Origin of the sequence: Lysinibacillus sp. NPDC059133, from assembly GCF_042755925.1 — a bacterium.
Classification (GTDB): domain Bacteria; phylum Bacillota; class Bacilli; order Bacillales_A; family Planococcaceae; genus Lysinibacillus.
On sequence record NZ_JBHZDH010000066.1, the window covers coordinates 1 to 24,692 of the forward strand.

Consider the following 24,692-nt stretch of genomic DNA (forward strand, 5'->3'; position numbering starts at 1 on the left):
GTCACACCCGTTCCCATACCGAACACGGAAGTTAAGCTCTTTAGCGCCGATGGTAGTTGGGGGCTTCCCCCTGTGAGAGTAGGACGTCGCTAGGCGCAAAAAGTCGCTGCTGATAAACTCAGTAGTGGCTTTTTTTATATCCAAAAGAATAATCATTTATGCAGAGGCATAATTGACGCCCGCTGAAAGAAGTTAAATAAAAGCAATATATATAGGAGACATTTCACCAATCACTTGGTTGAAATGTCTCCTTCCTATATTTTATACAGTTGCTGTTCGTAGCTCTACCCGGCGAATCTTACCAGAAGTTGTTTTTGGTAGTTCATCGATAAAGACAATACTACGAGGATATTTATAAGGTGCTGTTAATGCTTTAACGTGCTCCTGTAGCTCTTTTGTTAACTCGGCCTCATCACGATCTCTGAAACCTTCTCGTAAGATGACAAAGGCTTTAACAATATGTCCTCTAATTTCATCTGGTGCTGCGACTACAGCACATTCTTGTACAGCTTCATGTTTATTTAAAGCATCCTCTACCTCAAATGGTCCAATTGTATAGCCTGATGAAATAATGATGTCATCTCCTCGACCTTCAAACCAGAAGTATCCGTCTGCATCGCATTTGGCCTGGTCACCAGTAATATACCAATCTCCACGGAAGGCAGCTTGTGTACGTTCAGGCTCACGATAGTACTCTTTAAATAGAGCAGGAGATGATTTATGTACAGCAATATCTCCAACTTCTCCAATTGGTGCCTCGTTACCCTCATGATCAATAATACGGATAATATTGCCTGGGGTAGGAACACCCATTGAACCAGGACGTAACTCAGAATTTTCAAGTGTGCCTATTAATAAAGTATTTTCCGTTTGGCCATAGCCATCGCGCACTTTAAGACCAAAGTTGTTCATAAATGTTTCGATGACTGGTCGATTTAATGGTTCACCAGCAGAAACAGCGCTACGTAGAGAAGATAGATTATAGTCTTTTAAATTATCAAGCTTCGCCATAATTCGATATTCTGTTGGAGTACAGCATAATACATTGACTTTTTCATCCTGAAGCAGTTGAAGGTATGTTTTTCCATTAAATCCTCCTTGGTATACAAATGCAGTTGCGCCTAGCATAATAGTCGATAAAAATGGACTCCAAATCCATTTTTGCCACCCTGGAGCTGCTGTAGCCCACACTAGATCACCCTCACGTACACCAAGCCATTGAGAAGCAGCTGTTCTAATATGTGCATATCCCCAACCGTGCGAATGAACAGCTCCTTTTGGTTTACCAGTCGTGCCTGATGTATAAGAAAGAAATGCCATATCATCTCTTTTCGTCGCCGCTGCTTTAAATGTATCCGGTTGTGTACTAGCCAATTCATTTAAAGACGTCCAATCACCTGTAGCAGTACCTATGACTAGTTTATTATTTAAAGCCTCTACTGAAGAAGTAATACGATCTACTTCACTAGTGAACACTTCATAGGCAATTACTGCCTTTGCGGAAGAGTGCTCCATACGATATTCTAAATCACTTGCACGTAACATTTCTGAGCATGAAATAGGAACAATTCCAGCCTTTAGACAGCCAAGAAAGACAAAATAAGCCTCAGGCAGACGTGGAATAATAACTAATACGCGATCTCCTTTTTGAAGCCCCTTCTTCGTTAAGACATTCGCATATTGATTCATTTTTTGAACAAGTTCAACATAGGAAATTGTTCGGCGTTCCTGTTGAGTATTTAGCCATCGTATTGCTTGACGATCACTATCTTGGGAAAATTTCTCTAATTCCTCTGTGATGTTATAGAATTCTGGTGCAATTAAATCGTTTGTTACCATGTGAACATTCCTCCCCAAACAAATTTAATAGAAAATTCATAAAACTATCTCCATTTTAACAATTACAATAATATACAGCAAGAATATTCTATACATAAAATAGAAATATTAGATTTAATAGAGAACTATTAGGGTTCAGGTGGATGTGAAGGTATACTTCGACAAAAAATATAAAAATTTTCACAAAAGTATTGCATAATTTATAATGCTTGCTATAATAATAAATGTACTTAAGAGGTTTTAAAAACCGAATTGAATAGTATTGTTCCGAAGTAGCTCAGTTGGTAGTAGCACCTGACTGTTAATCAGGTTGTCGCAGGTTCGAGTCCTGCCTTCGGAGCCATTTTTTTGCCCATTTATAATGGTGATGTTATACATATAAAAAAAGTATAAAAAAGTATAAAAAAGTATTGCATCGATCAGTAAATAATGTTATCATAATTCTTGTCTTGTTCGAGACATTTGAAAAATGGCCCCTTGGTCAAGTGGTTAAGACACCGCCCTTTCACGGCGGTAACACGGGTTCGAATCCCGTAGGGGTCACCATTTATAAAACTTTGTAGTAATGCGAAGGTTTAAAAAAAAATTAACTGTGAAGAAATAAACACCTGTTTCTATGGAGGATTAGCTCAGCTGGGAGAGCATCTGCCTTACAAGCAGAGGGTCGGCGGTTCGAGCCCGTCATCCTCCACCATAATGTGTTATTTCGGAGGGGTAGCGAAGTGGCTAAACGCGGCGGACTGTAAATCCGCTCCTTAGGGTTCGGCGGTTCGAATCCGTCCCCCTCCACCAGTTTTTTTATATATGATTGGGGTATAGCCAAGCGGTAAGGCAACGGATTTTGATTCCGTCATGCCTAGGTTCGAATCCTAGTACCCCAGCCATTTTTATATTTTTTGAGCCATTAGCTCAGTTGGTAGAGCATCTGACTTTTAATCAGAGGGTCGAAGGTTCGAGTCCTTCATGGCTCACTTTTATTGAATAAAAAGTGTAACATTAACTACAGATACTAATCTCTTGCTGAAAACAGCAGGAGATTTTTTTATGCTCTTCTTAATTGTATAAATATTCATAAAATTGTGAGGTTGAGCCAGGTAGGATACAGGCTTTACAATAGACTTACAAGTACAAGGGGGTATGAAAAAATGAATAAACTAAATATTTCTATTATTGGGGTACCAACAGATTATGGGCAAACTCGTAGAGGGGTAGATATGGGACCGAGTGCCATCCGTTACGCAGGTGTTGTAGAACGCTTAGAGGCAATTGGGCATGTAGTACATGATCAAGGGGATATACGTGTTAGTCAAAAACAAGGGGGTATTATTGTTGATAAACAACTTCTGAATTTAGAGGAAGTTATCGATGTAAGTACATCTTTGGCGAATAGTGTAAATAAGTCAGTGGAACAAAAGTCATTTCCACTTGTACTCGGTGGCGACCATAGTATTGCTATTGGTACACTTGCAGGACTTAGTGAGCAATATAAAAATTTAGGTGTTATTTGGTTCGATGCACATGCTGACCTTAACACACCTGAAACGACACCTTCTGGTAATATACATGGTATGCCGTTAGCAGTTAGCATTGGCCTTGGTCATGAACGCTTAGTGAAAATTCGTAATAATGTACCGAAAATTAAACCTGAAAACGTCATTATTATTGGAGCACGTTCCGTAGATCCAGGTGAACGTGAATTAATTGGTCAGCAAGGAATCAAGGTGTATACAATGCACGAGGTAGATCGTCTTGGGATGACGCGTGTAATGGAAGATGCTCTTGCCTATTTAAGAGCGCGCGATATAGATGGTTTGCATTTATCACTTGATTTAGATGGATTAGATCCACTTTATACTCCAGGGGTTGGGACACCTGTACCTGGTGGGATTACGTATCGAGAAAGCCATTTGGCGATGGAGATGCTTCAGGAATCAGGTATGCTCACATCTGCTGAATTTGTTGAGGTTAACCCAATTTTAGATGAAAAGAATAGAACAGCTGATGTTGCTGTAGCATTGATGGGTTCCTTATTTGGTGAGACCCTAGTATAAGGCTCATCACTCTAGTTTAAAGATATTTGACAAAAAATTGCCTATTGCCACAATGTATAAAAATCTTTTGCTATAATTAATAACAAAATGAAACTTTTCTTATCGATGGGTCGTATAGTATAAGACAGTTGTAAAGGTGGAGAAATCAACACAATGGATGCGTTAGTAAACAAGAGAATAAAACAAGTGCTTAAAGGTGATCAAAACGCATTTGCAGATATTGTGAGTCTCTATCAGCACAAACTGTACCAAGTATGCTTTAGGATGTTAGGGAACAAGCAAGAATCTGAGGATATTACACAAGAAGCGTTTGTTCGTGCCTATATGAACTTGCATACTTTTGATCAAAAAAGAAAATTTTCGACGTGGCTTTATCGCATAGCGACAAACCTTTGCATAGACCGAATCCGGAAGAAAAAGCCGGACTATTATTTAGATGCGGAAGTAGCTGGTACAGAAGGACTTGATATGTATTCGCAAATCGCAGCGGATGACCAGCTACCAGAAGAACAGATAGAGCAAATGGAACTGCAAGATCGTATTCAATATGAGATTGGACGTTTGCCGGATAAATACCGTTCAGTTATAGTATTGAAATACATTGAAGAATTATCATTACAGGAAATTAGCGAGATTTTAGATATGCCTCTTGGAACGGTGAAAACGAGGATTCACCGCGGACGTGAAGCATTACGTAAGCAATTAAACAATCTGTAGGAGGGGAAGCGTCATGAATACTTGTCCAGAGCATATTATAGACTATATCCATGATTATTTAGATGGTGACATTAGTCGTGAGCATGAGCAAGAGTTAAAACGCCATTTGCATACATGCAGTGATTGTAAACAATTGATGCAGGAATTAAGTGAAACAATCGCCTTTGTGAAGAGTGCTTCCCATATTACAGCACCTCCGCATTTTGAAGAAGCCGTCATGGCTCGTTTACCGAAACCCAAAAGTCGTGTAGGCATGCAAAAATGGATTCGCCGGCATCCATTCTTTGTGGCAGCGGCAGTTTTTTGTTTATTCATGAGTGCAACTTTACTAGGTAGTTTCATGGATGACCAACAATTCTCTGTGACTAAACAGCCAAACCTTGTTGTTGACGGTCAAACGGTTATTGTACCGAAGGGAGAAGTTGTAAAAGGCGACATTGTTGTTAAAAATGGTGATTTAATTGTTGAGGGTGAAGTGGATGGCAATATTACCGTTATTAACGGACAGTATATGGCATCTTCGGCAGTTGTTTCAGGAAAAATAGAAGAAATTGACGAAGTATTTGAATGGCTTTGGTATACGATTAAAAATTCAGTAAAGTCTGCTGTAACATTCGAGGAGAACCAAGCAACTAAATAACACTCTATACGTCCTAATAGATAGTGCACGTGAGAGGCTGAAAGGTCTACTCTTTTGAGTAGACTTTTTATTTGAAAAAAGTTACATTTGTTAAGAATGTGCTATACTTAAATGTGTATGGATTCGCAATGAAAAGTGGGGGATGCCACGTGCAAATTATCGAACATTTCACTAATTTAACACCTGTGAATATTGTTATTAACTTATTAGATGTACTGCTCGTATGGTACGTTATTTATAAAATTTTAACCCTCATTAAAGGTACGAAGGCTGTCCAATTATTAAAAGGGATTTTCGTAATTATTATTGCGCGCCTTGCTACAGACTTTTTTGGGTTAGAAACGTTAGGGTGGATGTTACAACAAGTTATCGAGTTTGGTTTCTTGGCGATTATTATCATTTTCCAACCTGAAATAAGACGTGGCCTTGAACAAATTGGTAGAGGTAAGCTATTCCAACGTTCAATTAGTCAAGTTGAAGAAGAACAAACTAGGCTTATTGAAGCGATGAAGAAATCTGTTAGTTATATGGCCAAGCGTCGTATAGGGGCGTTAATTTCTATTGAAAAAGAAACTGGTCTAAATGAATATATCGAAACGGGCATAGGACTAAATGCTGAGATTTCATCGGAGTTACTGATTAACATTTTTATACCTAATACACCGCTTCATGATGGAGCAGTGATAATGCAGAAAGATAAAATATCGGCAGCGGCTTGTTATTTACCGCTTTCTGAGAGTCCGTTTATCTCTAAAGAACTTGGGACACGCCACCGAGCTGCACTCGGCTTAAGTGAAGTGACAGATGCCATTACTATTGTCGTATCAGAAGAAACCGGTGCCATTAGTCTTACAATGAATGGTAATCTACATCGAAATCTTTCTCTAGAGGAATTCGAAGGGCTGTTGCGTAAAATGTGGTTCGGATTAGCACAGGAGTCAAATGCAGCCTCTAAGTTAACTTGGAGGGGGAAAAAGAATGGATAAAATGATGGATAGCCCTTGGGTGTTACGAATCGTCGCACTATTTCTAGCCTTTTTGTTATTTTTCTCCGTTCATACCGAATTATCTCCTAAAAATAAAACAATAACGAGTGAGCAAACAGAGGTAATTCGAGATGTACCTGTAGATGTTTTTTATGATGATAAGAACCTCATTGTAACAGGTATACCTAAGACGGTGGATGTTACGATAAAAGGTCCAATGCCACTTGTTATAAAAACAAAGACAACGAAGGATTTTTCTGTATTTGTGGATTTGAGTAAATTACTTATAGGTGAGCATAATGTTAACCTACAATACCAAAATATTTCTGATAAGTTGCAAGTTACATTAGACCCTAAGACTATTAAGGTAAACATTGAGGAAAAGGTCACACAGGAGTTTCGTGTTGACCCTGAGATGAGTAATCGTTTAATCGAAGAAGGATATATTTTAAATGGCATGACTGCTAATCCAGCTACGGTGTATGTTACAGGTGCCAAAAGTGCCATTGATAGCATTAGCTATGTAAAAGCCACTGTAACAGGTGAACAAGGCTTGAAAGAACCGTTCTCACAGATAGCGGAAGTTAAAGTATTAGATCGTGATTTAAATAAATTAGATGTTACGATTGAACCGAAAACTGTGAAGGTACAAGTAGATATTGGAGCATACAGCAGAGAGTTGCCTGTAGTGCTTAAGGAAGTAGGAAAAGTGGCAAATGATATAACCGTTAACCAGTTAACAGTTAGCCCTACAATGGTGAGGGTATACGGTAGGAAATCTATCCTAGATGGTTTAACTGCAATACCATTAGAGGTGGACTTATCAAAAATTACAGAATCAACAACTTATGAATTTGATGTAAAATTACCAGAAGGTGTGACAAAAATATCTGAATCAAGGATTAAAGTGAAAGCAGACATTACGAAGGTAGAGCAGGAGAAAACACCAACAACGACACCAACAACTACCACACCTGCACCTTCACCCGTACCTGCACCTGCACCTGAACCTCCGCCTACTAAGGAGGAATCAGTCACTCCTTCTGAGGACAACACGCCACCAACAGAAAAAACAGAAGATGTTGATTCTTAAACAATAACTGACTATAATTTTATTTTGATTCAGTAGAGATTTCGTTCTCTATCGGTAAGGGTGTCATTTTCGGTTTTGAAACATTAACGAAAAAAGTTGCTCAGGCTAAATCAAAATACCTTATGCTAAATTTATCTGTGCTAATTTACAAGTCCAAATAAATGGGCATAGGGGCAAAATGAATAGTTACCAGAAAATGAACGAAAATAGACTTTTCCAAAAGTAAGCAGACGAGTGGTCTAGTTGTCAGTGTAGACAAGCGTGACCACCGTCTTGCATTGAAGGAGAGAATAATCAAAATGGGTAAATATTTTGGAACAGATGGCGTCCGTGGCGTCGCGAATAGTGAATTAACACCGGAGTTTGCATTTAAGCTTGGCCGCGTAGGTGGCTACGTTTTAACGAAGGATGCAACGGACCGTCCAAAGGTTTTAATCGGTCGTGACACACGTATTTCAGGTGAAATGCTTGAAGGTGCACTTGTAGCTGGTCTTTTATCAATCGGCGTAGAGGTAATGCGTCTTGGTGTTATTTCAACACCAGGTGTGGCTTACCTTACTCGAATTATGAGCGCAAATGCAGGCGTTATGATTTCAGCTTCACATAACCCAGTTGCTGATAATGGTATCAAATTTTTCGGTCCTGATGGCTTTAAACTAACAGATGCACAAGAGGCCGAAATCGAAGCAATATTAGATGCACAAGAAGATACATTGCCACGTCCAATCGGGGCAGATTTAGGTTCAGTAAGTGACTACTTCGAAGGTGGACAAAAATATATTCAATATTTAAAGCAAACAGTGGCTGAAGAATTTGAGGGCATCCATGTAGCATTAGATTGTGCACATGGCGCTACGTCTTCACTAGCTACACACCTATTTGCAGATTTAGAAGCGGATATCTCAACAATGGGTGCCTCACCAACAGGCTTAAATATTAATGAAGGTGTCGGTTCAACACATCCAGAGGGGTTAGCTAAATTTGTCACAGAAAAAGGTGCTGACGTTGGTCTAGCGTTCGATGGCGATGGGGACCGTTTAATCGCAGTAGATGAAAACGGTAAAATTGTTGATGGTGATCAAATTATGTTCATCATTGGGAAGCATTTAAATACAGTTGGTCGCTTGAAAAAGCAAACAATCGTGTCGACGGTAATGAGTAACATGGGCTTCTACAAAGCTGTTGAAGATAACGATATACACAGTGTACAAACAGCTGTAGGTGATCGTTATGTCGTAGAAGAAATGCGTGCCAATGATTATAATTTAGGCGGCGAGCAATCTGGCCATATTGTTTTCCTAGACTATAATACAACTGGTGATGGCTTATTAACGGGTATTCAGCTTGTTAACATTATGAAATCTACAGGTAAAAAACTGTCAGAGCTTGCTTCTGAAATGAAAATTTTCCCACAGCGTTTAGTCAACGTACGTGTAACAGACAAGCATGCTGTGACGGAAAATGCAAAAGTTGCTGCAGTGATCGCTGAGGTAGAAGCAGATATGGCTGGTAACGGTCGCGTGTTAGTGCGCCCTTCTGGTACTGAGCCACTTGTACGAGTAATGGTGGAAGCTGCGACAGAAGCAGACTGCGAGCATTATGTAGAGCGTATAGCAGATGTTGTCCGTACTGAGATGGGCTTAACGGAATAAATAGTTTATCTTCATTCAGTAGGTGATAAACACCCACTGAATGAAGATAAAGCCTCCGGCGGATGTCACGGATTTTGAAAGGAATGAATTGTGCAGGCACAATTCAAAACCCAGACGAAATTACGCCAAGGCGAAATTTATCAACAACTCGATTTCCTTTCAAAGGAGGTCGGGTTTTTTAATTTGGCACAAAAAAGTAACTTATAGAAAAGTAAAAGTTGTGGATAGAACCATCGAAGTGATGGATAGAACGATTCTGTGTTTCACATATTGAGAGCTCGCCAACGAAATGAATGTTTTCAAAGAGAATGGGAACAGTAGTACAGAGTCACAATTATAAGGAGTGTTGTATGGCAATGGCTAAAATTGCTACGGTGATTACTGATATGTTCGAGGACGCCGAATTTACGAGTCCTAAAGGAGCGTTAGAAGCGGCAGGTCATGAACTAATAACGATTGATACGACAACAGGCATTGAGGTAGAGGGTAAGCACGGGGAGAAAGTAAAAATAGATAAAGGCATCGATGAGGTAACGGCTTCTGAATTCGATGCATTGTTCATCCCAGGTGGGTTTTCTCCTGATATATTACGTGTAGATGATCGCGTTGTGGCATTTGTAAAGGAGTTTATGGACGATATGAAGCCAACCTTTGCTATTTGTCATGGACCTCAATTACTCATTACAGCAAAAACATTAAATGGTCGTGACGCAACTGGCTACAAATCAATTCGAGTAGACTTAGAAAATGCAGGTGCGATATTCCATGACGAGGAAGTGTTTGTTTGCCAAAAACAATTAGTAACAAGCCGCACACCGGAAGATCTACCAGCATTTAATCGAGAAATTGTGAGATTATTAGCGAGTGAAGAAGGCTAAGTTTAAAAGGCACAGGTGAATATGCCTGTGCCTTTCATGTTATTCAATTAGGACAGCCCTACTTCTTTTTCAACGCGATAATAGCATTGGTAATTTGCCCAAGTCCGATGCCAATAATAATGCCAACGCCAGCGCCGATTGCAGTATTAATCCAGCCCCTGTCCAAAAAAGCTTCATAGCCACCGCCAGTTAGAAAACCGATTAAACCGCCGATACCCAATCCTAAAAATAGAAAACCACCATAAAACAACCCGATTGCCTCATAATCTGCAGGGTCACGATCTTCGTAATACTGCTGGAAACGTTCATTTAAATCTTCAGATTGCTCAGAGTTACTGGCAAATTTCAATTCCTCGCTGGCCTTATGAAAGGCTTCTTGCTCCATTAAACCTTGTGACATTAAATCATTCATATAATCGCTCATATATAGTATCATGTCGTCTTGTGCTTCTCGACCTTGATCGGAACGTCCTTTAAACTTGGACAGTTGCTTGTCGATTTTACGTTTAGTTTGCCCACTTTTTTTGCGCAGCTTTTCCATATAGGTCATTTCAGCGTCTTGCAAATAATTCTGAGATTGTTCCTTCGCGAAACGATTAATTCTCTCCTGAATTTCACGACTAAAGCTCATGTTTGTTCCCTCCATTATTTCTTAAAATTTCAATACGACTACTTAAAAAATCCCATTTAGCCCAGAAGGACGTCAATTTTTCTTGCCCTTGTTCATTAAGCGTATAAAATTTCCTTGGTGGACCCATTTCAGATGGCTTTTTGACAATATTGACAAGATGATTTCTTTCCAAACGCATAAGTAACGCATAAACAGTTCCTTCAGCTATGCCCTCGAACCCCATTTGCGTGAGATATTTGACAATCTCATAACCGTAGATTTCACCACGGCTGATGATTTCTAATACAATACCTTCTAAAACTCCTTTGAGCATTTCACTCAGATTATCCACGATCTCACCCCTAGGCTAAGCTTTCCTTGTACTAAGTGTTGCTAAGTACTGTATATAGTATTGCTAAGTAGTGGTTTTGTCAAGCGATTAAAAAAGGGGGTTTCGTTCCGAGGTATATTTTCTTTGACTTAGTTCAACACAAATTTATAGCAGAGAATAGTGGTTGCTGACCTATGGAAAAAAACATCATATATTTAATAGGAATTTCAAGATAATGCTTTATAGCAGATTGTTTGTCTACATTTTGTCACTAAAAAGTAGGAGAAATAGGTGTTTTTTATAACGGAAATTTGACGTACAGCATATGATTGAGTATGATGGAGAAGTTGAATATGAGGTCCGACCTTATCATTTAACGAGAGCGCATAAGGAGGGAAGAAAGCGCAAAATCGGAAAACAATTATAGCGCCTGAGCTGAAGAAATTGGACGAAACTATCTTCAGCAGACGAGGTGGAGGTTTATCGAAAATTCGGCGGATGCCTCCCAATCGACATACCCGATTGTCACTTTTCATTTTGAAAGCATTTGAGTGATTGAATGTACAGAAAATGGAGAAGGTATAGTTAAAGCAATAGATAAATAGAGAAACCTCACGTATCGAATGGTTATTGTTCAGATGGCTGAATGAGTGTTAAGAATGTGTATGTATGAGTATGCTTATTTTATGTAAAATCGGCATAGCTTGTACATTCACAACAAAATTCGATAGGTTGAGGTCTAGTTTGTCATTGCGTCAAATTGACGATATCGGAGGACAAGAAATTATGTGTGGAATTGTAGGATATATTGGTGAATCAGATGCAAAGGAAATTTTATTAAAAGGTTTAGAGAAACTAGAGTACCGTGGCTATGACTCAGCGGGTATTGCAGTACGTAACGAAGATGGTGTAACGGTCTTCAAAGAAAAGGGACGTATTGCCGATTTACGTGATGCAGTGGACGAGGACGTTGCTGCAAAAGCGGGTATTGGTCATACACGTTGGGCAACTCACGGTGTGCCAAACCGTTTAAATGCACACCCTCACCAAAGTGCAACAGGACGTTTTACGCTAGTACACAACGGAGTTATTGAAAACTATCATCTATTACAAAAAACTTATTTAAAAGGTATTCCGATGAAGTCTGATACAGACACGGAAGTCATCGTGCAATTAGTAGAGTTATTTGTGAAAGAAGGTTTAAGTACGGCTGAGGCGTTCCGTAAGACTCTATCTTTATTACACGGCTCATACGCATTAGCTCTTTTAGATGCAGAAACGGCTGATACAATTTTTGTTGCGAAAAACAAATCTCCCCTTTTAGTAGGTGTTGGCGAAGGCTTCAATGTTGTAGCTTCAGATGCGATGGCGATGCTACAGGTAACAGATCAATATGTGGAGCTACACGATAAAGAGGTCGTAATCGTACACAAAGCTAGCGTTGAAATTACAAAATTAGACGGTTCCATAGTTGAGCGTGCACCATATACTGCAGAGCTTGATATGAGCGATATTGAAAAAGGTACGTACCCTCACTATATGTTAAAAGAAATGGATGAGCAGCCAACGGTTATTCGTAAAATCATTCAAGCATATGAAGGCGAGAATGGTGAATTAACAATTGACGCTGATGTTTTAGAAGCATTACAAGCAGCAGACCGTTTATATATTATTGCAGCCGGCACAAGCTATCATGCAGGTCTAATTGGTAAGCAATATTTCGAAAAAATGGCCGGTATCCCAGTAGAAGTTCATATTTCAAGTGAATTCGGCTACAATATGCCATTACTTTCAGAAAAACCATTGTTTATCTTTATTACACAATCAGGTGAAACAGCAGATAGCCGTCAAGTACTTGTGAAAATTAAAGAGCTTGGTTATCCAACATTAACAATTACAAACGTACCTGGCTCTACACTATCACGTGAAGCGGATCATACGCTTTTATTACATGCAGGCCCAGAAATTGCAGTAGCTTCAACAAAAGCATATGTAGCACAAGTAGCTGTACTTGCTGTAACAGCATATGTAACGGCGAAGGCTAATGGCAAAGGCTTAGAATTCGATTTAAAACAAGAACTTGCGATTGCAGCAAATGGTATCCAAACAATTATCGATTCAAAAGATGTATTAGAGGATATCGCAGAGGACTACTTAAAAATAGCACGCAACGCATTCTTCATCGGTCGTAACATCGACTTCTATGTAAGCCTTGAGGGTGCCTTGAAGCTAAAAGAAATCTCTTACATCCAAGCAGAAGGCTTCGCAGGTGGCGAGCTGAAACACGGAACAATTGCCTTAATCGAAGAAGGTACACCAGTGTTTGCCCTTGTCACACAAGAAGCAGTATCATTAAATATCCGTGGTAATGTCAAAGAGGTAGCTGCACGTGGAGCATACCCATGCATTATTGCCATGGCTGGCGTAGATGAAGACGGTGACCGTTTAGTAATTCCTCAAGTTCATGAATTACTAACACCACTTGTATCTGTAGTGCCATTACAGTTAATTAGCTACTACGCAGCGCTACACCGCCGCTGTGATGTGGATAAACCACGTAACTTGGCTAAATCAGTGACTGTGGAATAATTTTATGCAGCTACAGACTTCTTGTGAGTTATAACTAATACTGTCACAATTTATAATTATATTTGTCATAAATATATAAGATGTTGTGACATCAAAAATAAACCTTGGTACAGTGTAATCGTTACTGTATCAGGGTTTATGTTTTCTCCCACATGTTTTTAATTATAGGATTCGTAACACATAGAGTTGATTTTTGCAGCAAAAAATTATAATTAATATTGTCACTTAATTCGTAGTTCAAGACCAACTGTTGAGTTACAAAAAAGATGTATACTCGACGAAAATGTTGTATACTGGTTTCGCTAGATATAGTAAATGTAGCTTTGAAATAACGTTGCGATGTTTATAAATAAGATACTTTAAAATGCCATTAAGGATGTTTTTCCTTAATGGCATTTTTTTTGGAACTAATAAATTTGGGAATTTCCGATGTTTGTTGTTCAAAGTACTATTTTAAACTGAGATTGAAAATCTATTTTTGTTTCATTAATTATCTCTTTTTACTAAATTTTAGAAGGGTATTTAGACCGACTTGTCGAAATTTGTTTAAAGTAATAAAATTTAGGGAATTTAGAGGTGGATATACAGTGAATTACAATGGGTCTAAATGGTGGAAATTTGATTTTCATACACATACACCTATCTCTATAGATTATGGAAAGGGTCCTAATCAGGAAAACCTTAAAAGCCGTACTCCACGTGAGTGGTTATTAGACTATATGACAAATGAGATTGATTGTGTTGCTATCACAGATCACAATTCAGGTGAATGGGTTGATACACTTAAACAAGAATTAAATTTAATGCGGGAAGAAAATTTTGAAGGATATAGGGAATTAACGTTATTCCCTGGAGTGGAAATAACCGTACATGGTAATATACATCTTCTTGCAATATTCGATCCATCTAAATCATCAATAGACATTAGTAATTTATTAAGTAGATGCGAGTATAATGGAAAATATGGAGATTCGGATGATTGTACCAATAAATCATTCAATGAAGTTGTTGATATAATTCATCAAATGAAAGGAATAGCAATACCTGCTCATGTTGATACAGTACGTGGCCTATTTATTGAGCAGGAAGGAAATTCATTGAGAAGGTGTTTAAGTACAAATGGGTTGTTAGCTATACAAGTATGCGATCCGACATTTGAGAAGCCTCAAATTTATAATGATATGAAGTTAGAATTTGCAGAAATTGCTGGATCAGATAGCCACCATCCAGAAACTGTGGGCACAAGTTATGCATGGGTAAAAATGGAATTACCGAATCTGGAGGCATTACGATTAGCCCTTCATGATGGAGAAGATGGTATTATTAGGCATGATGTTTCCTCTGTAAATCCAAATGATGTTTATAATAGATTTTTTATTGAATCTATTGAAATTTCAAATGGTGCAAAAGCTGGAAGAGGGAAAACACCTCTAAAGATAAGTTTTAGTCCTTGGCTAAATGCGATAATTGGTGGAAGGGGCTCGGGGAAATCAAGTCTTATTGAATATATGAGGCTCCCGTTTGATAAAACTAACGGACTTCCACCTAAAATAAATGAAGACTTTTTGGAATTCAGGAAAGTTCCCAAAGAACGTGGTAAGTCAGGTATGTTTACAAAAGAAACCAAAATCAGAGTAGAAATGCAAAAAGATGGTAGGCGGATTGCTCTAACTTGGCATGATAATAGAATACTTGAAGAGCATTTAAATGATGAAGGTGTGTGGGAAAATAAGGGAGAGGGTAATAACATTGACTCGAGATTTCCTTTGAGAATCTTTAGTCAAAAACACTTGTATTCATTAACTGAAGATCCAAATTACATATTAAGCATTATCGATCAGCAATTAGACAAAGTAGGATGGATTGAAGAAAAACAGAAATTATCTAAGAGATGGTTGTCAACACGTGCTGAACTGAGAGATTTATCTACGAAGATAAATGCAAAAGGAAATATACAAAGCGAACTTGATGACGTTAAGGCGAAAATGAAGATATATGAAGAATCAGGACACAAGGCACTTTTGGATGATTTCCAAATGTCACAAGTTATTAACCAGAAATTAAATCAAGAAATCCAATCTATTGATAATTATTATGAACATTTAGAAAGGGCTTTAGATATCGCTCCTAAATCCCTATTTTCAAACGAAGAAATTTCATCAATGGATCAAGAATCAATAACAATGCTAAAAGAACAAGCTGACAAGTTTGATGATCTTATAAAGAATATGAACGAAGTGCTGTTAAAAATCGGAGATTTTAAATCACAAATTCAAAAATCAGTTGGTGATATTCCCTGGCAGCAAGTTCGATTATCACATGAGGAAAATTATAATGACTTCGTTCAAAAATTAGAGGTTGCTGGTGAAAAGAATCCGAATGCCTATAGCGAATTTGTAGCAAAACAAACTGAACTAGAACAAAAGCTTACGGAAATAACTACTCTTGAAGGACAGTATGCACAATTAAAAGAAGAATCATTAAGAATATTTAGTGAAGTTGACGCACACGAAAAAGAATTAAGGAAAAAAAGATTAGACATAATAAGTAACTGGGTAGGTACAAATCCAAATATAAAAATGTATCTAAGTGTTATGGGTGATTATGAAAATGTAGAAGAAACTTTTAGAAGCATTATTAGGAAATCAGGTCATGAATATGCTAAAGATATTCTTGAACGTGATGATGATGATAAGCCTGTAAAAGGGTTGTTATTTGATTTTATAGAGTCATCTGATCCTTGGAATGCAAGGGAAGAAATCGTTAATAAGATTTACTCTTTAGACGAAACTGATCCTAAAGGTTTTGGTAAACTTTTTGTAAAACACTTAGTGAACCTTAGAAAATCTACTCCTGAAGATTTCGACAGAATGGTTATCTGGTATCCGGAGGATAAAATAACATTAAAAATAGTGAATTCAAATAAAAGAGAAGAAGATATAGAAACTGGATCTGCTGGTCAACGAACAGCAGCTATGCTGTCTTTGATGCTATTATTAAACGATTCTCCAATTATTATTGACCAACCTGAAGAAGATTTAGACACAAAAAGAATATCGGATTTAGTTGTTACAGGTTTGAGGGAATTTAAAAATAGACAACAAGTGATTGTAATAACACACAATCCGAATATCCCTGTTAATGGAGCTGCTGAAAATATTGTTCAAATGAATTTTGCAGGTGGGCAAATACAAAAACTGGTAAATGGAGCTTTGCAAAACAACACTGTTCGAGAATCGGTATGTGATGTAATGGAAGGTGGAAAAGTAGCACTTGATAAAAGATATTTTAGAATTTCAAAAGCTTTAGAGTAATAAAAAAATGCTGAGCTATCAGCATTTTTTTATTAGATAAACTCTAACTGGAGTTGAATAAGCAGATCTAAGTTTGGCTATATCCTCCTCGCAAGCAGCGTAATTCCCATCTAATCTAGAATAAAAAACATTGGCTTTCTCTATGTTTTCCCACCGCGAGATTGGAGTAGCTAAGTTCAGTTCCTTTAATAAGACAAGTTCTGAAATGGATAGATTGATGAACATATTTATCCTCATTTCTTAATTTAAGATATAATTTTTTACCTTAGTTTGTCTTAAAAACAATACAATTAACACTTTACACCCAAATATTTTCACCAATATATGTTTTATTTCAATATATGTACAATTCGGAAATAAAGTACTGCGTATGTTTACCATCTGACTTTTCTAAAACTCCACTCAATAATTAATCTTTTATTAAGGGTTTTCATCAAAGGCGTATTAGTTGGTCAATAGATCAATTAAGGGATGAAGAACTTGAGATTTGGAAAATAATGCGTAAAGCAGGAATCAGCGAACGATTTTATCCAGGGTTAGAAATAGAAATAAATAGGCAGATCATAAGTACGAAACAACAATTCTGATATAAAAATGATACTAAAAAGCCGCGTTTATATTATTGAAAACACGGCTTTTTGTTGCAGTCATAATAATGGCGTTCACTTTTATGCATTACTCATATGAAAAGTTAGAATAAAAAATAGAAATAAGCTTAAAATTAATTCCATATATCAAAAATTTTATTGTTTAATTTTTTTCCTAAAAGAAGGATTTTTATTGGTTTTTAGATGAGAATCTCTTTTTACAAAAAAACTATATTTCCCTATATATTAAACTAAAGGAATTTTAGTTTTCATTTTATTCATCAATTATTTTGTTTTTTTAACATCGAAGTGATACCAATAAACAATATTAAAACAATTCCAGTTAAAACTAATAAACCACCAAATGGAAGCAAGTAGAAAGGTTCTCTCAAAGTACCGTCTGGTTCCACTTTTGTTCCAACCATGATATAAGTAATTAAACTTATAATACCTAAAATTAATGGTGTAGATGCTAAAAAATATTTATTTTTCATTATACATTCTCCTTAGTTTTAATCATCAAACCTCTTTTTTATATTCTAAAATATCACCTGGTTGGCATTCTAGAACTTCACATATTTTTTCTAAAGTTGAAAATTTAATCGCTTTTGCCTTTCCGTTTTTTAATATTGAAACATTCGCCATTGTAATTCCTAATCTTTCAGACAACTCTGTAACACTCATTTTTCTTTTCGCTAACATTACATCAAGATTTACTACAATAGTCATATTCTATCACCTCAAATCGTTAAATCATTATCCTGCTTTATTTCACTTGCTTTTCTAACTAAATGAGACAGCAAAGAAGTAAATACAGATATAACGACTGAGAAAAATAGGATCAACAAAATAATCATTAAAAGATCAGTTTGGTAGCTGCCAATTATGAAAAGATACATTAACGCAGCAATATAAAAAACCCCTTCAATCATTGATAAAATACCAACATACTTCAATCTATCCGCATTTTTAATAGTAAAGACTTGATCAGAGGCAATATCTGAACATATTTGCCACCCTAAAGCTAGAGCAATAAAAAACGGAATTCCTGTAATCCAAATAAATCCAATAAAAAAATTATATAAGTCCTGTTTTGAATTCTGTAAAAAATTTTTTCCAATTTCAGGTGCAATATAGACGCAGAACAATACACCAAAAATTCCACATAAAATAATGATTAATTTTAACCACGCTGATAGTTCTTTCTGTTTCATAAGATTTCTCCTTCTTAGTTATCTAACAAATATACAATAAAACAATACATATTTAAAGTCAATAAAATTTTATTGTAAAACGATATATTTTTGTTGTGGAATATGTTTAGATTTGAGTTTTTATTCTAAATTTATTCAAGTTGAGTACTTTGTTTTAATTTGCTAATAAAAGCATCTGAAATTATGGTGATTTATAGTTAAATGATAAATATTTATTGATTTACGATAAAAAAATATTGACTAAGGATGCGTCGACAGTTATTCTAACGTTAGAAAGTCGAGAAGGCGGTGAATCATGAAACAATGGGAAATGGCAAATCGGTAAAAATTGAGTGTTACAGAACTAGCGGGAAAACTGGGTATCATAATGGCAAACATCTCAATTTTAAAAAATGAAAAAGCAAAAGTGCCAACCAGGTGATATCTTGGAATATAAAAAATAATTAAACTAACAATTTGGAGGATAATATTATGAAAAAAAATATCTAATCGCATCTACACCAATACTTATAGGAGTAATCTGTCTAATTGCAAAAGCAATCATTGGAACTGAAGTAGGTCCAGATGGTATTTTACAAGAACCTTGGTTCTTAGTTCCACTTGGATTTTTATTATTCTGTTTAGGAATAATATCTTTAATGTTTGTTGCATTAATTTCAATGTTAAAAAAAACACAAGTTTCAAATTAAATTTTGAATAACAGGCTAACAAAACTATATAAACCAACGACCAGGCGCTTAAGGTGAGTACCTGGTCGTTTATGTTTATTCCTCTGCTTTTGGACTATATGTTAATCAATTCATATCGTAGGCGTTCGGTACTCCGAAATTGTGTATAAAAAAACCTAAGTATTAGCAGATCATATCGAGTATGGAATTCCAGATATAAAGGTGAACTCTACAAGATACGCGAATAAGAAGATTGCTGTTATTGGAGGCGGTCATTCAGCTATCGATACCTTATTATCTTTGGCTGAATTACAGAGAATCCTTCAACGAAACTATGCTCATTAGGATCAATTAGTGGTGCTAATGCTTGCACACATCAACAATAGAATAGTCGGTTGGATTGCAATTTCACCTGTATCTACCCGAGCAGTATATTCTGGAGTTGGAGAAGTAAGTGTTCATATATCAAATGATAGTAAAAGAAAGGGGGTTGCCTCAAAGCTGTTTCGAACACTAATTGAGGAGAGTGAAAAGGAGGGCTTTTGGACACTTCAATCATCTATTTTTGCAATCAATGCATCAAGTATTCAATTACATAGAAAGGTGGGTTTTAGGATAGTAGGTACGAGAGAAAAAATTGCTCAGTTACATGGGGAATGGCATAATACAATTATTATGGAGAAAAGAAATAATCTTCTATAGAGGATATTTAAACTAAAAGAATAGATGCTTAATGCAAAAGGACTTGTTCATTTATGAACAAGTCCTTTTGCATTGAGAATTATTTTGTCATTTAACATCTAAGTTTTTTTCTTTCACAAAGCTACACCAAAAATTATTTTTGGAGAATGAAGTACAGTATAATAATAGATTACAGACTACAATTTGGAATTTTTGTTTGAACTTTTTTCATGCAAGAGTTGTTTAATGTATACTATATGTAGTATAATCTAAAATCACAAAGTACCGAAAGGATACTATATGTTGATTTGTTTATTTTTCTAGCACACTTGCAGAAAAATAATAAAACAACTAATATAGAATATGTGTTCTGCGTCAGGGTGATTTTGGGGAAATTAAAAAGTTATAGCACATAGCACGCCAATGCAATTTGCTATAACTTAGAATTTTTCAATGGAAACGGAAATTTCCATCTGCCTACCATCGTTTCGCCAAAAACGATGTAAAACTAAATAAAAATATTGAAAATTAATAAAAACATAGCATAATTTATGCTTTGTTTCAATAAAAGTATTAAAACTTTTACTATAAAGGTTAGCGTAGGCAGTAACCCCATTAAAGATAGGAATGAGAGGTTACAAATTTGAAAACATTAAATTTACCAACGGAATTACCGATTTTTAAAGAAATGATTGAAGAGTTAGATCTACCAAAACATATTGAAGAAAAGGTTAATAAGCGCTATGAATCATTAAGTTCATGGTTTAATCGTGAAAATAGTACCTTAAAAGATGTGGATATTGATATTTTTGCTCAAGGATCATTTGCACTAGGAACTACGATTAAGCCTATAAACGAAAATGAAGAGTATGACTTAGACATGGGATGTAAACTAAATATTTCAAATTTCAAAGCTCTATATAGTCAAGAAAAGTTAATTGAGCTAGTTAAAAATGAAATTGAGGCTTATCGTAAAGCCAATAGTATTCAAAATGATGTTGAAGAAAAAAGACGCTGTTTGCGTTTAGTTTACAAAGACGAAGTAGCTTTTCATCTAGATATAGTTCCATGTATTCCACTAAACCAAGAAAAAGAAACAGAATATCGAAATGTTTTACTAGAGAATTTTAGTGATCAAAGTTTAGCGTTAGATGTAGCAAAATATGCTGTTAACATTTCAGATAATGAACGATATAACTTTGAAGATATATCAGAAGATTGGCACATTAGTAACCCGCAAGGTTATCTACGATGGTTCCATGAACGAATGAATCAGCAACTTTCTATTGTTTTGGAACAACGAGCAACTGTAGAACCAATACCTTTCTATAATGAAAAAAGTGTTTTACAACGTTGTATTCAACTGTTAAAGCGTCATCGTGATAATATGTTCTTCCATCCTGATCAGCCTCAGAAAGCTGAAGGAAAACCAATCTCAATTATACTTACTACACTTGCAGCTCAAGCGTATAGTGGTGAAGCAACTGTTGAAGAAGCTATATTAAATATTTTAGATAACATGCCTCGTCTAATCAACACGCAATCACCTAGAATACCGAATCCAGTTAAACCTGAAGAAGACTTTTCTGACAAATGGGCCGATCCACAATACGCTAGTTTGAATTTAGAAATGAACTTTACTGCGTGGTTAATTCAAGCAAAACGGGATTTTTCAGATTTAATAAAATCTGATAACTTCGGACAAGTTAAGACCATCTTAACTGAAGGATTTAACATAGCAGTAGAAGAAGCCAAATTACAACAACATTATAAGTATCAGAGTGCAGTACCTAAGCCGATTGTTATTAGTACACCTACAGCAAAGCCTTGGTGTAAATAATGAATTTAGGATATATTCAACATTTTCTTGAAACGTACACTGAATTTCGGATTCGTGAAATTACTACAGATGCTACACTGCTAGTAGGTCATTTTAAACGTATTATAAGTCATGAAAAATATGGAGATGTATTGTTAGACTATACACTATTAATCTCTATACCCTTTGAGTATCCTAAATTAGCACCAAAAGTATTTGAAGGGTCAAAAAAATTAACTGTTTCTCCAGAGAGTCATATTAATTATGATGGCTCTCTTTGTCTTGGCACTCCATTTCGTATCAATGCTCTTTTGAAACGCAATCCAAGTTTAACTTCCTTTTTTGATAATTGCATTCTTCCGTTTTTATATAGTGTCACATTGAAAAATGAGAAGGGCAATGGTTTTGTGTTTGGGGAAACTGAACATGGTAATAGAGGGATTATTTTAGACTTACAAGAGCTATTTCATTTATCTGAGATAGCCCAAGTAGCTCAAATGTTAAAAATACTTAGTAAACCTAAAAAAGAAGCTAATAAATTATTATGCCCTTGTGGCTGTTCTAAAAGAGTAACAACTTGTAATTATTTTTATAGGGTACTTTCTATGAGAAAATACTTATCCAGAAGTGAATGGGAAGAACAGTTAGATCAATTGAAAAGAGGTTAAGTATTTTATGAAGAAAAAGATATATTTTCAAATATTCATAATTTTAATCCCGTTATTGTCTGGTATAATCTGGCCATTACAAGATTTATTTTATTCATTGCTTTCTGTCTTTAATATCAACACAGATGCTTTAAAGAGTTTTATAGCATCTATCTCAAACAATAACAAAATCAACTCCATTATATTAGGTGGATTCCTTACTGGATCACTTTGGGTTTATTTTAATATAAAAAATAAGGAAAGCTTACTTAATACAGGTAACGGCTACTTTGACTCTTCTTATTTTCATTATTGGATAGGTTCAAAAATTTTAGGATACGGTAAAGTTACTTTAATTAAAGTTCCTATACAGCTTCAATATAAATTAATTATTAATGATACATTTCGAGAGGTTCTTGTAGATTCTAATGCTAGGGAAAAAGAAGAAGACGTGGAAGTAAGTACATTAAACTTAGAAGTTGAATCAAATACAATAAATTTCATTTTAAGTGACACATACCAAACTAAAATTGATGAAATCCCTCTGGAAAAAAGAAACTTACCCACAATTATTATTGAAAGAAGCAGCGAATATAGTGGTGTGAGGACATTTAACCCTAATTTTGTTAATAAAATAAGGAATTGTTCTAATTCATACAGTCGTCAATATAAGCATATTAATATTTTTGCTACAACAAATACCAATCATAACAAAGCTATTGTTGAACAGTGTTTTAAAAACGGTGGGAGAACAGGATTTGAAAGAATTTCTGTTTTTGATCAAAAGACTGAATTAATTAATAATAGTAGAAAGTATTATTTTTATAAAGAACATATTATCCTTTAGTAATACTAATATTGAGAAGTACATTTATTAAAGTGGTTTAAAGGCACAAGTACAATCGGGAATTTATATCCTATTTACTTGTGTTTTTTTATTTTCAAAAGAAAGGTAAGAATACATGAGGCAAGTAAGCTAAAAGTGTTTATGAATATACAAGAAGTTCCTAATGTTTTAAATATTTAAATAAATCTAAAATATATATTATGATATGAGTAACGTTATTATTATCCATTTTTTACTTTAAATAAGTTTTCATCGGAAAATAGCAATTTTATTATTATTTTTAACAACTCCGGATACAGGAAGTATAAATTATAAGAAACATCCCTTTTTTTCTCCTTCACAGGCGAAAAGATTATTAGATCTTGTGAGAAACAAATCTAATGACACTTTACGATTAGAATTTATATTAAACACTTTGAGAAAATTAGACATTGAAATAAACAGTTTCTTGTGTTTAGAAGTTCCAATATCTTTTATGCGAAGATCAATAAATAAAGCAAAGAATAAGAAAATTCAGGTTGTTGATTGTAAATCAGAATGGTGTAAATCCTATGGTACATCTAATAAGATGGTAGATATGAAATTTTCCGCTAATAAATATGTACCTAAACAAAATCTATATAATCAAATATGTGTGTGTACAGACTGCTGGGTAAAGGTTGGTATTAGTAAAGAAAAATTAATATGGGAAGATGTAAATATTTCAATGGATTTATTAGAAAAAATTAATGATTCAATTGTTAAGGGCTTCTCTGAAAAAGAAATAATTCAACAGCTGGAAATAAATCCTGATAATTTATATTTCTATATGGGATATATATATCGCTTTAAACCATTTAATAATAATAATTTAAATACGGAAGCTAGAGTAAAAGAAGAAATCGGTAGTAAATTGATAGACAAATTTTCTTTATTAAAATCCTTTTGGAAAAGAAATGAGCAGCTAACTTTACAAGCAACAAAACTTTTTGGGTGGGATGTTTTATCAACTTATTATTATTTTTGGCATCCTAAGGTACAAAAATATATATACTTAGAGGAAAATTTACGAACAACAAATATAAAAAAAAGAAAACAATTAAAAAATAAATTGGACAGGGTGATTATGCACCTTGTTGAAAATAATATAGAGATATCTTTAAAAGAAGTAGCAGCTAGTTTAGATATAACAGAAAACACCTTGAAATATCATAATCTAATGGAAAATGTAAATGAGGAAAAACTAAGGAATAAATTAAATAAAGAGAATGAAGAAAAGGCGTTTATTTTCCAAAAAATAAATGAATATATTAATAATAAGAAAGCAAATGAAGAAATTATTTTAGTACATGAAGTCACTAACGTCGCATAAATTTTAATTGAATTTTCTGTTTTCTATTTCTTCCGTTTTTGAAGAAAATAAAAGACTCTCAAATAGAGATAGTAAACATCCATTTTTTTACTATAACCTTTGGCTGGGACAACTGACAGTTCAAAATCCTTATGGTACCGTATTTCCTTCGATTTCTCGAAGCCAAATACGTGCCGGT

Annotated in this window: 21 protein-coding genes, 6 tRNA genes, 1 rRNA gene and 2 pseudogenes; 24 read left to right on the top strand and 6 right to left on the bottom strand. The window is 35.3% G+C overall.

Annotated features, from left to right (window positions below; all coding sequences use genetic code 11):
• Positions 1 to 95: ribosomal RNA gene (rrf, locus tag ACFXN8_RS23345) — 5S ribosomal RNA — on the top strand; the annotation flags it as partial.
• Positions 96 to 261: 166 nt separating this feature from the next.
• On the opposite strand, the gene mbcS is transcribed toward rrf, so the two are convergent.
• Positions 262 to 1,839, bottom strand: a complete 1,578-nt coding sequence (mbcS, locus tag ACFXN8_RS23350) for an acyl-CoA synthetase MbcS (protein ID WP_386847875.1) — start codon at positions 1,837 to 1,839, stop codon at positions 262 to 264.
• A 266-nt stretch (positions 1,840 to 2,105) separates the two neighbouring features.
• Here mbcS and ACFXN8_RS23355 point away from each other — a divergent pair.
• The 13 genes from ACFXN8_RS23355 (at position 2,106) to ACFXN8_RS23415 (ending at position 9,856) form a co-directional block, all read left to right on the top strand.
• Positions 2,106 to 2,182 (top strand) — tRNA-Asn (locus tag ACFXN8_RS23355).
• 128 nt (positions 2,183 to 2,310) lie between these two features.
• Positions 2,311 to 2,385 (top strand) — tRNA-Glu (locus ACFXN8_RS23360).
• A 72-nt stretch (positions 2,386 to 2,457) separates the two neighbouring features.
• Positions 2,458 to 2,533 (top strand) — tRNA-Val (locus ACFXN8_RS23365).
• Between the two features lie 14 nt (positions 2,534 to 2,547).
• A tRNA-Tyr gene (locus ACFXN8_RS23370) sits at positions 2,548 to 2,631 on the top strand.
• A gap of 17 nt (positions 2,632 to 2,648) precedes the next feature.
• Positions 2,649 to 2,723 (top strand) — tRNA-Gln (locus ACFXN8_RS23375).
• 14 nt (positions 2,724 to 2,737) lie between these two features.
• Positions 2,738 to 2,810: transfer RNA gene (locus tag ACFXN8_RS23380), tRNA-Lys, on the top strand.
• Between the two features lie 174 nt (positions 2,811 to 2,984).
• Positions 2,985 to 3,890 carry an arginase gene (gene rocF, locus ACFXN8_RS23385; RefSeq protein ID WP_386847877.1) on the top strand — a complete coding sequence of 302 codons (906 nt, stop codon included), beginning with the start codon at positions 2,985 to 2,987 and terminating at the stop codon, positions 3,888 to 3,890.
• Positions 3,891 to 4,043: 153 nt separating this feature from the next.
• Complete coding sequence (gene sigW / locus ACFXN8_RS23390) at positions 4,044 to 4,607, top strand: RNA polymerase sigma factor SigW (protein WP_376076653.1); 564 nt, start codon at positions 4,044 to 4,046, stop codon at positions 4,605 to 4,607.
• Positions 4,608 to 4,620: 13 nt separating this feature from the next.
• Positions 4,621 to 5,247 carry a zf-HC2 domain-containing protein gene (locus ACFXN8_RS23395; protein ID WP_376076651.1) on the top strand — a complete coding sequence of 209 codons (627 nt, stop codon included), beginning with the start codon at positions 4,621 to 4,623 and terminating at the stop codon, positions 5,245 to 5,247.
• Positions 5,248 to 5,396: 149 nt separating this feature from the next.
• Positions 5,397 to 6,233 carry a diadenylate cyclase CdaA gene (gene cdaA, locus ACFXN8_RS23400; protein ID WP_376076650.1) on the top strand — a complete coding sequence of 279 codons (837 nt, stop codon included), beginning with the start codon at positions 5,397 to 5,399 and terminating at the stop codon, positions 6,231 to 6,233.
• Entirely contained in the window at positions 6,226 to 7,326 is a 1,101-nt protein-coding gene (locus ACFXN8_RS23405; RefSeq protein ID WP_386847880.1) for a CdaR family protein, read from the top strand. The genes cdaA and ACFXN8_RS23405 overlap by 8 nt, the downstream gene beginning before the upstream one ends.
• 299 nt (positions 7,327 to 7,625) lie before the next feature.
• Positions 7,626 to 8,978, top strand: coding sequence for a phosphoglucosamine mutase (glmM, locus tag ACFXN8_RS23410; RefSeq protein WP_376076645.1), 1,353 nt, complete (start codon positions 7,626 to 7,628; stop codon positions 8,976 to 8,978).
• A gap of 356 nt (positions 8,979 to 9,334) precedes the next feature.
• Positions 9,335 to 9,856: a type 1 glutamine amidotransferase domain-containing protein gene (locus tag ACFXN8_RS23415; RefSeq protein ID WP_386847897.1), complete on the top strand. Its 522-nt coding sequence runs from the start codon at positions 9,335 to 9,337 to the stop codon at positions 9,854 to 9,856.
• A gap of 58 nt (positions 9,857 to 9,914) precedes the next feature.
• Here ACFXN8_RS23415 and ACFXN8_RS23420 read toward each other — a convergent pair whose 3' ends face one another.
• Positions 9,915 to 10,487 (bottom strand): hypothetical protein, encoded by a 573-nt coding sequence (locus ACFXN8_RS23420; protein WP_376076643.1) that lies wholly within the window; start codon positions 10,485 to 10,487, stop codon positions 9,915 to 9,917.
• Positions 10,477 to 10,818 carry a PadR family transcriptional regulator gene (locus ACFXN8_RS23425; RefSeq protein WP_376076640.1) on the bottom strand — a complete coding sequence of 114 codons (342 nt, stop codon included), beginning with the start codon at positions 10,816 to 10,818 and terminating at the stop codon, positions 10,477 to 10,479. Before ACFXN8_RS23425 ends, ACFXN8_RS23420 begins: the two co-directional genes overlap by 11 nt.
• A 765-nt stretch (positions 10,819 to 11,583) precedes the next feature.
• On the opposite strand from ACFXN8_RS23425, the gene glmS reads away from it, so the two are divergent.
• Entirely contained in the window at positions 11,584 to 13,386 is a 1,803-nt protein-coding gene (gene glmS / locus ACFXN8_RS23430; RefSeq protein WP_376076665.1) for a glutamine--fructose-6-phosphate transaminase (isomerizing), read from the top strand.
• Positions 13,387 to 13,973: 587 nt separating this feature from the next.
• Complete coding sequence (locus ACFXN8_RS23435) at positions 13,974 to 16,700, top strand: TrlF family AAA-like ATPase (protein WP_386847882.1); 2,727 nt, start codon at positions 13,974 to 13,976, stop codon at positions 16,698 to 16,700.
• An 868-nt stretch (positions 16,701 to 17,568) separates the two neighbouring features.
• Here ACFXN8_RS23435 and ACFXN8_RS23440 read toward each other — a convergent pair.
• The 3 genes from ACFXN8_RS23440 to ACFXN8_RS23450 are packed head-to-tail and all read right to left on the bottom strand — an operon-like array spanning position 17,569 to position 18,501.
• Positions 17,569 to 17,781, bottom strand: a complete 213-nt coding sequence (locus tag ACFXN8_RS23440; protein WP_386847884.1) for a DUF3955 domain-containing protein — start codon at positions 17,779 to 17,781, stop codon at positions 17,569 to 17,571.
• Between the two features lie 25 nt (positions 17,782 to 17,806).
• Positions 17,807 to 18,016 (bottom strand): helix-turn-helix domain-containing protein, encoded by a 210-nt coding sequence (locus ACFXN8_RS23445; RefSeq protein ID WP_386847886.1) that lies wholly within the window; start codon positions 18,014 to 18,016, stop codon positions 17,807 to 17,809.
• 11 nt (positions 18,017 to 18,027) lie between these two features.
• A complete protein-coding gene (locus ACFXN8_RS23450) occupies positions 18,028 to 18,501 on the bottom strand; it encodes a DUF2975 domain-containing protein (protein ID WP_386847888.1) in 474 nt (157 codons plus the stop codon).
• A gap of 328 nt (positions 18,502 to 18,829) precedes the next feature.
• Between ACFXN8_RS23450 and ACFXN8_RS23455 the strand changes: the two are divergent.
• The 8 genes and pseudogenes from ACFXN8_RS23455 to ACFXN8_RS23490 all read left to right on the top strand — a co-directional run bounded on the left by ACFXN8_RS23455 (position 18,830) and on the right by ACFXN8_RS23490 (position 24,514).
• A pseudogene (locus tag ACFXN8_RS23455) lies at positions 18,830 to 18,944 on the top strand (helix-turn-helix domain-containing protein).
• 45 nt (positions 18,945 to 18,989) lie between these two features.
• Complete coding sequence (locus ACFXN8_RS23460) at positions 18,990 to 19,190, top strand: DUF3955 domain-containing protein (protein ID WP_386847899.1); 201 nt, start codon at positions 18,990 to 18,992, stop codon at positions 19,188 to 19,190.
• A 162-nt stretch (positions 19,191 to 19,352) separates the two neighbouring features.
• Positions 19,353 to 19,487, top strand: a pseudogene (locus ACFXN8_RS23465) (flavoprotein); the annotation flags it as partial.
• Positions 19,488 to 19,532: 45 nt separating this feature from the next.
• Positions 19,533 to 19,871 (top strand): GNAT family N-acetyltransferase, encoded by a 339-nt coding sequence (locus ACFXN8_RS23470; RefSeq protein ID WP_386847901.1) that lies wholly within the window; start codon positions 19,533 to 19,535, stop codon positions 19,869 to 19,871.
• Positions 19,872 to 20,493: 622 nt separating this feature from the next.
• Positions 20,494 to 21,690: a nucleotidyltransferase domain-containing protein gene (locus ACFXN8_RS23475; protein WP_386847890.1), complete on the top strand. Its 1,197-nt coding sequence runs from the start codon at positions 20,494 to 20,496 to the stop codon at positions 21,688 to 21,690.
• Positions 21,690 to 22,337: a hypothetical protein gene (locus tag ACFXN8_RS23480; protein WP_386847891.1), complete on the top strand. Its 648-nt coding sequence runs from the start codon at positions 21,690 to 21,692 to the stop codon at positions 22,335 to 22,337. The genes ACFXN8_RS23475 and ACFXN8_RS23480 overlap by 1 nt, the downstream gene beginning before the upstream one ends.
• Before the next feature lie 7 nt (positions 22,338 to 22,344).
• On the top strand, positions 22,345 to 23,163 hold the full coding sequence (locus ACFXN8_RS23485; protein ID WP_386847893.1) for a hypothetical protein: 819 nt from the start codon (positions 22,345 to 22,347) through the stop codon (positions 23,161 to 23,163).
• Between the two features lie 364 nt (positions 23,164 to 23,527).
• A complete protein-coding gene (locus ACFXN8_RS23490; RefSeq protein WP_386847895.1) occupies positions 23,528 to 24,514 on the top strand; it encodes a hypothetical protein in 987 nt (328 codons plus the stop codon).
• Positions 24,515 to 24,692 lie beyond the last annotated feature (178 nt).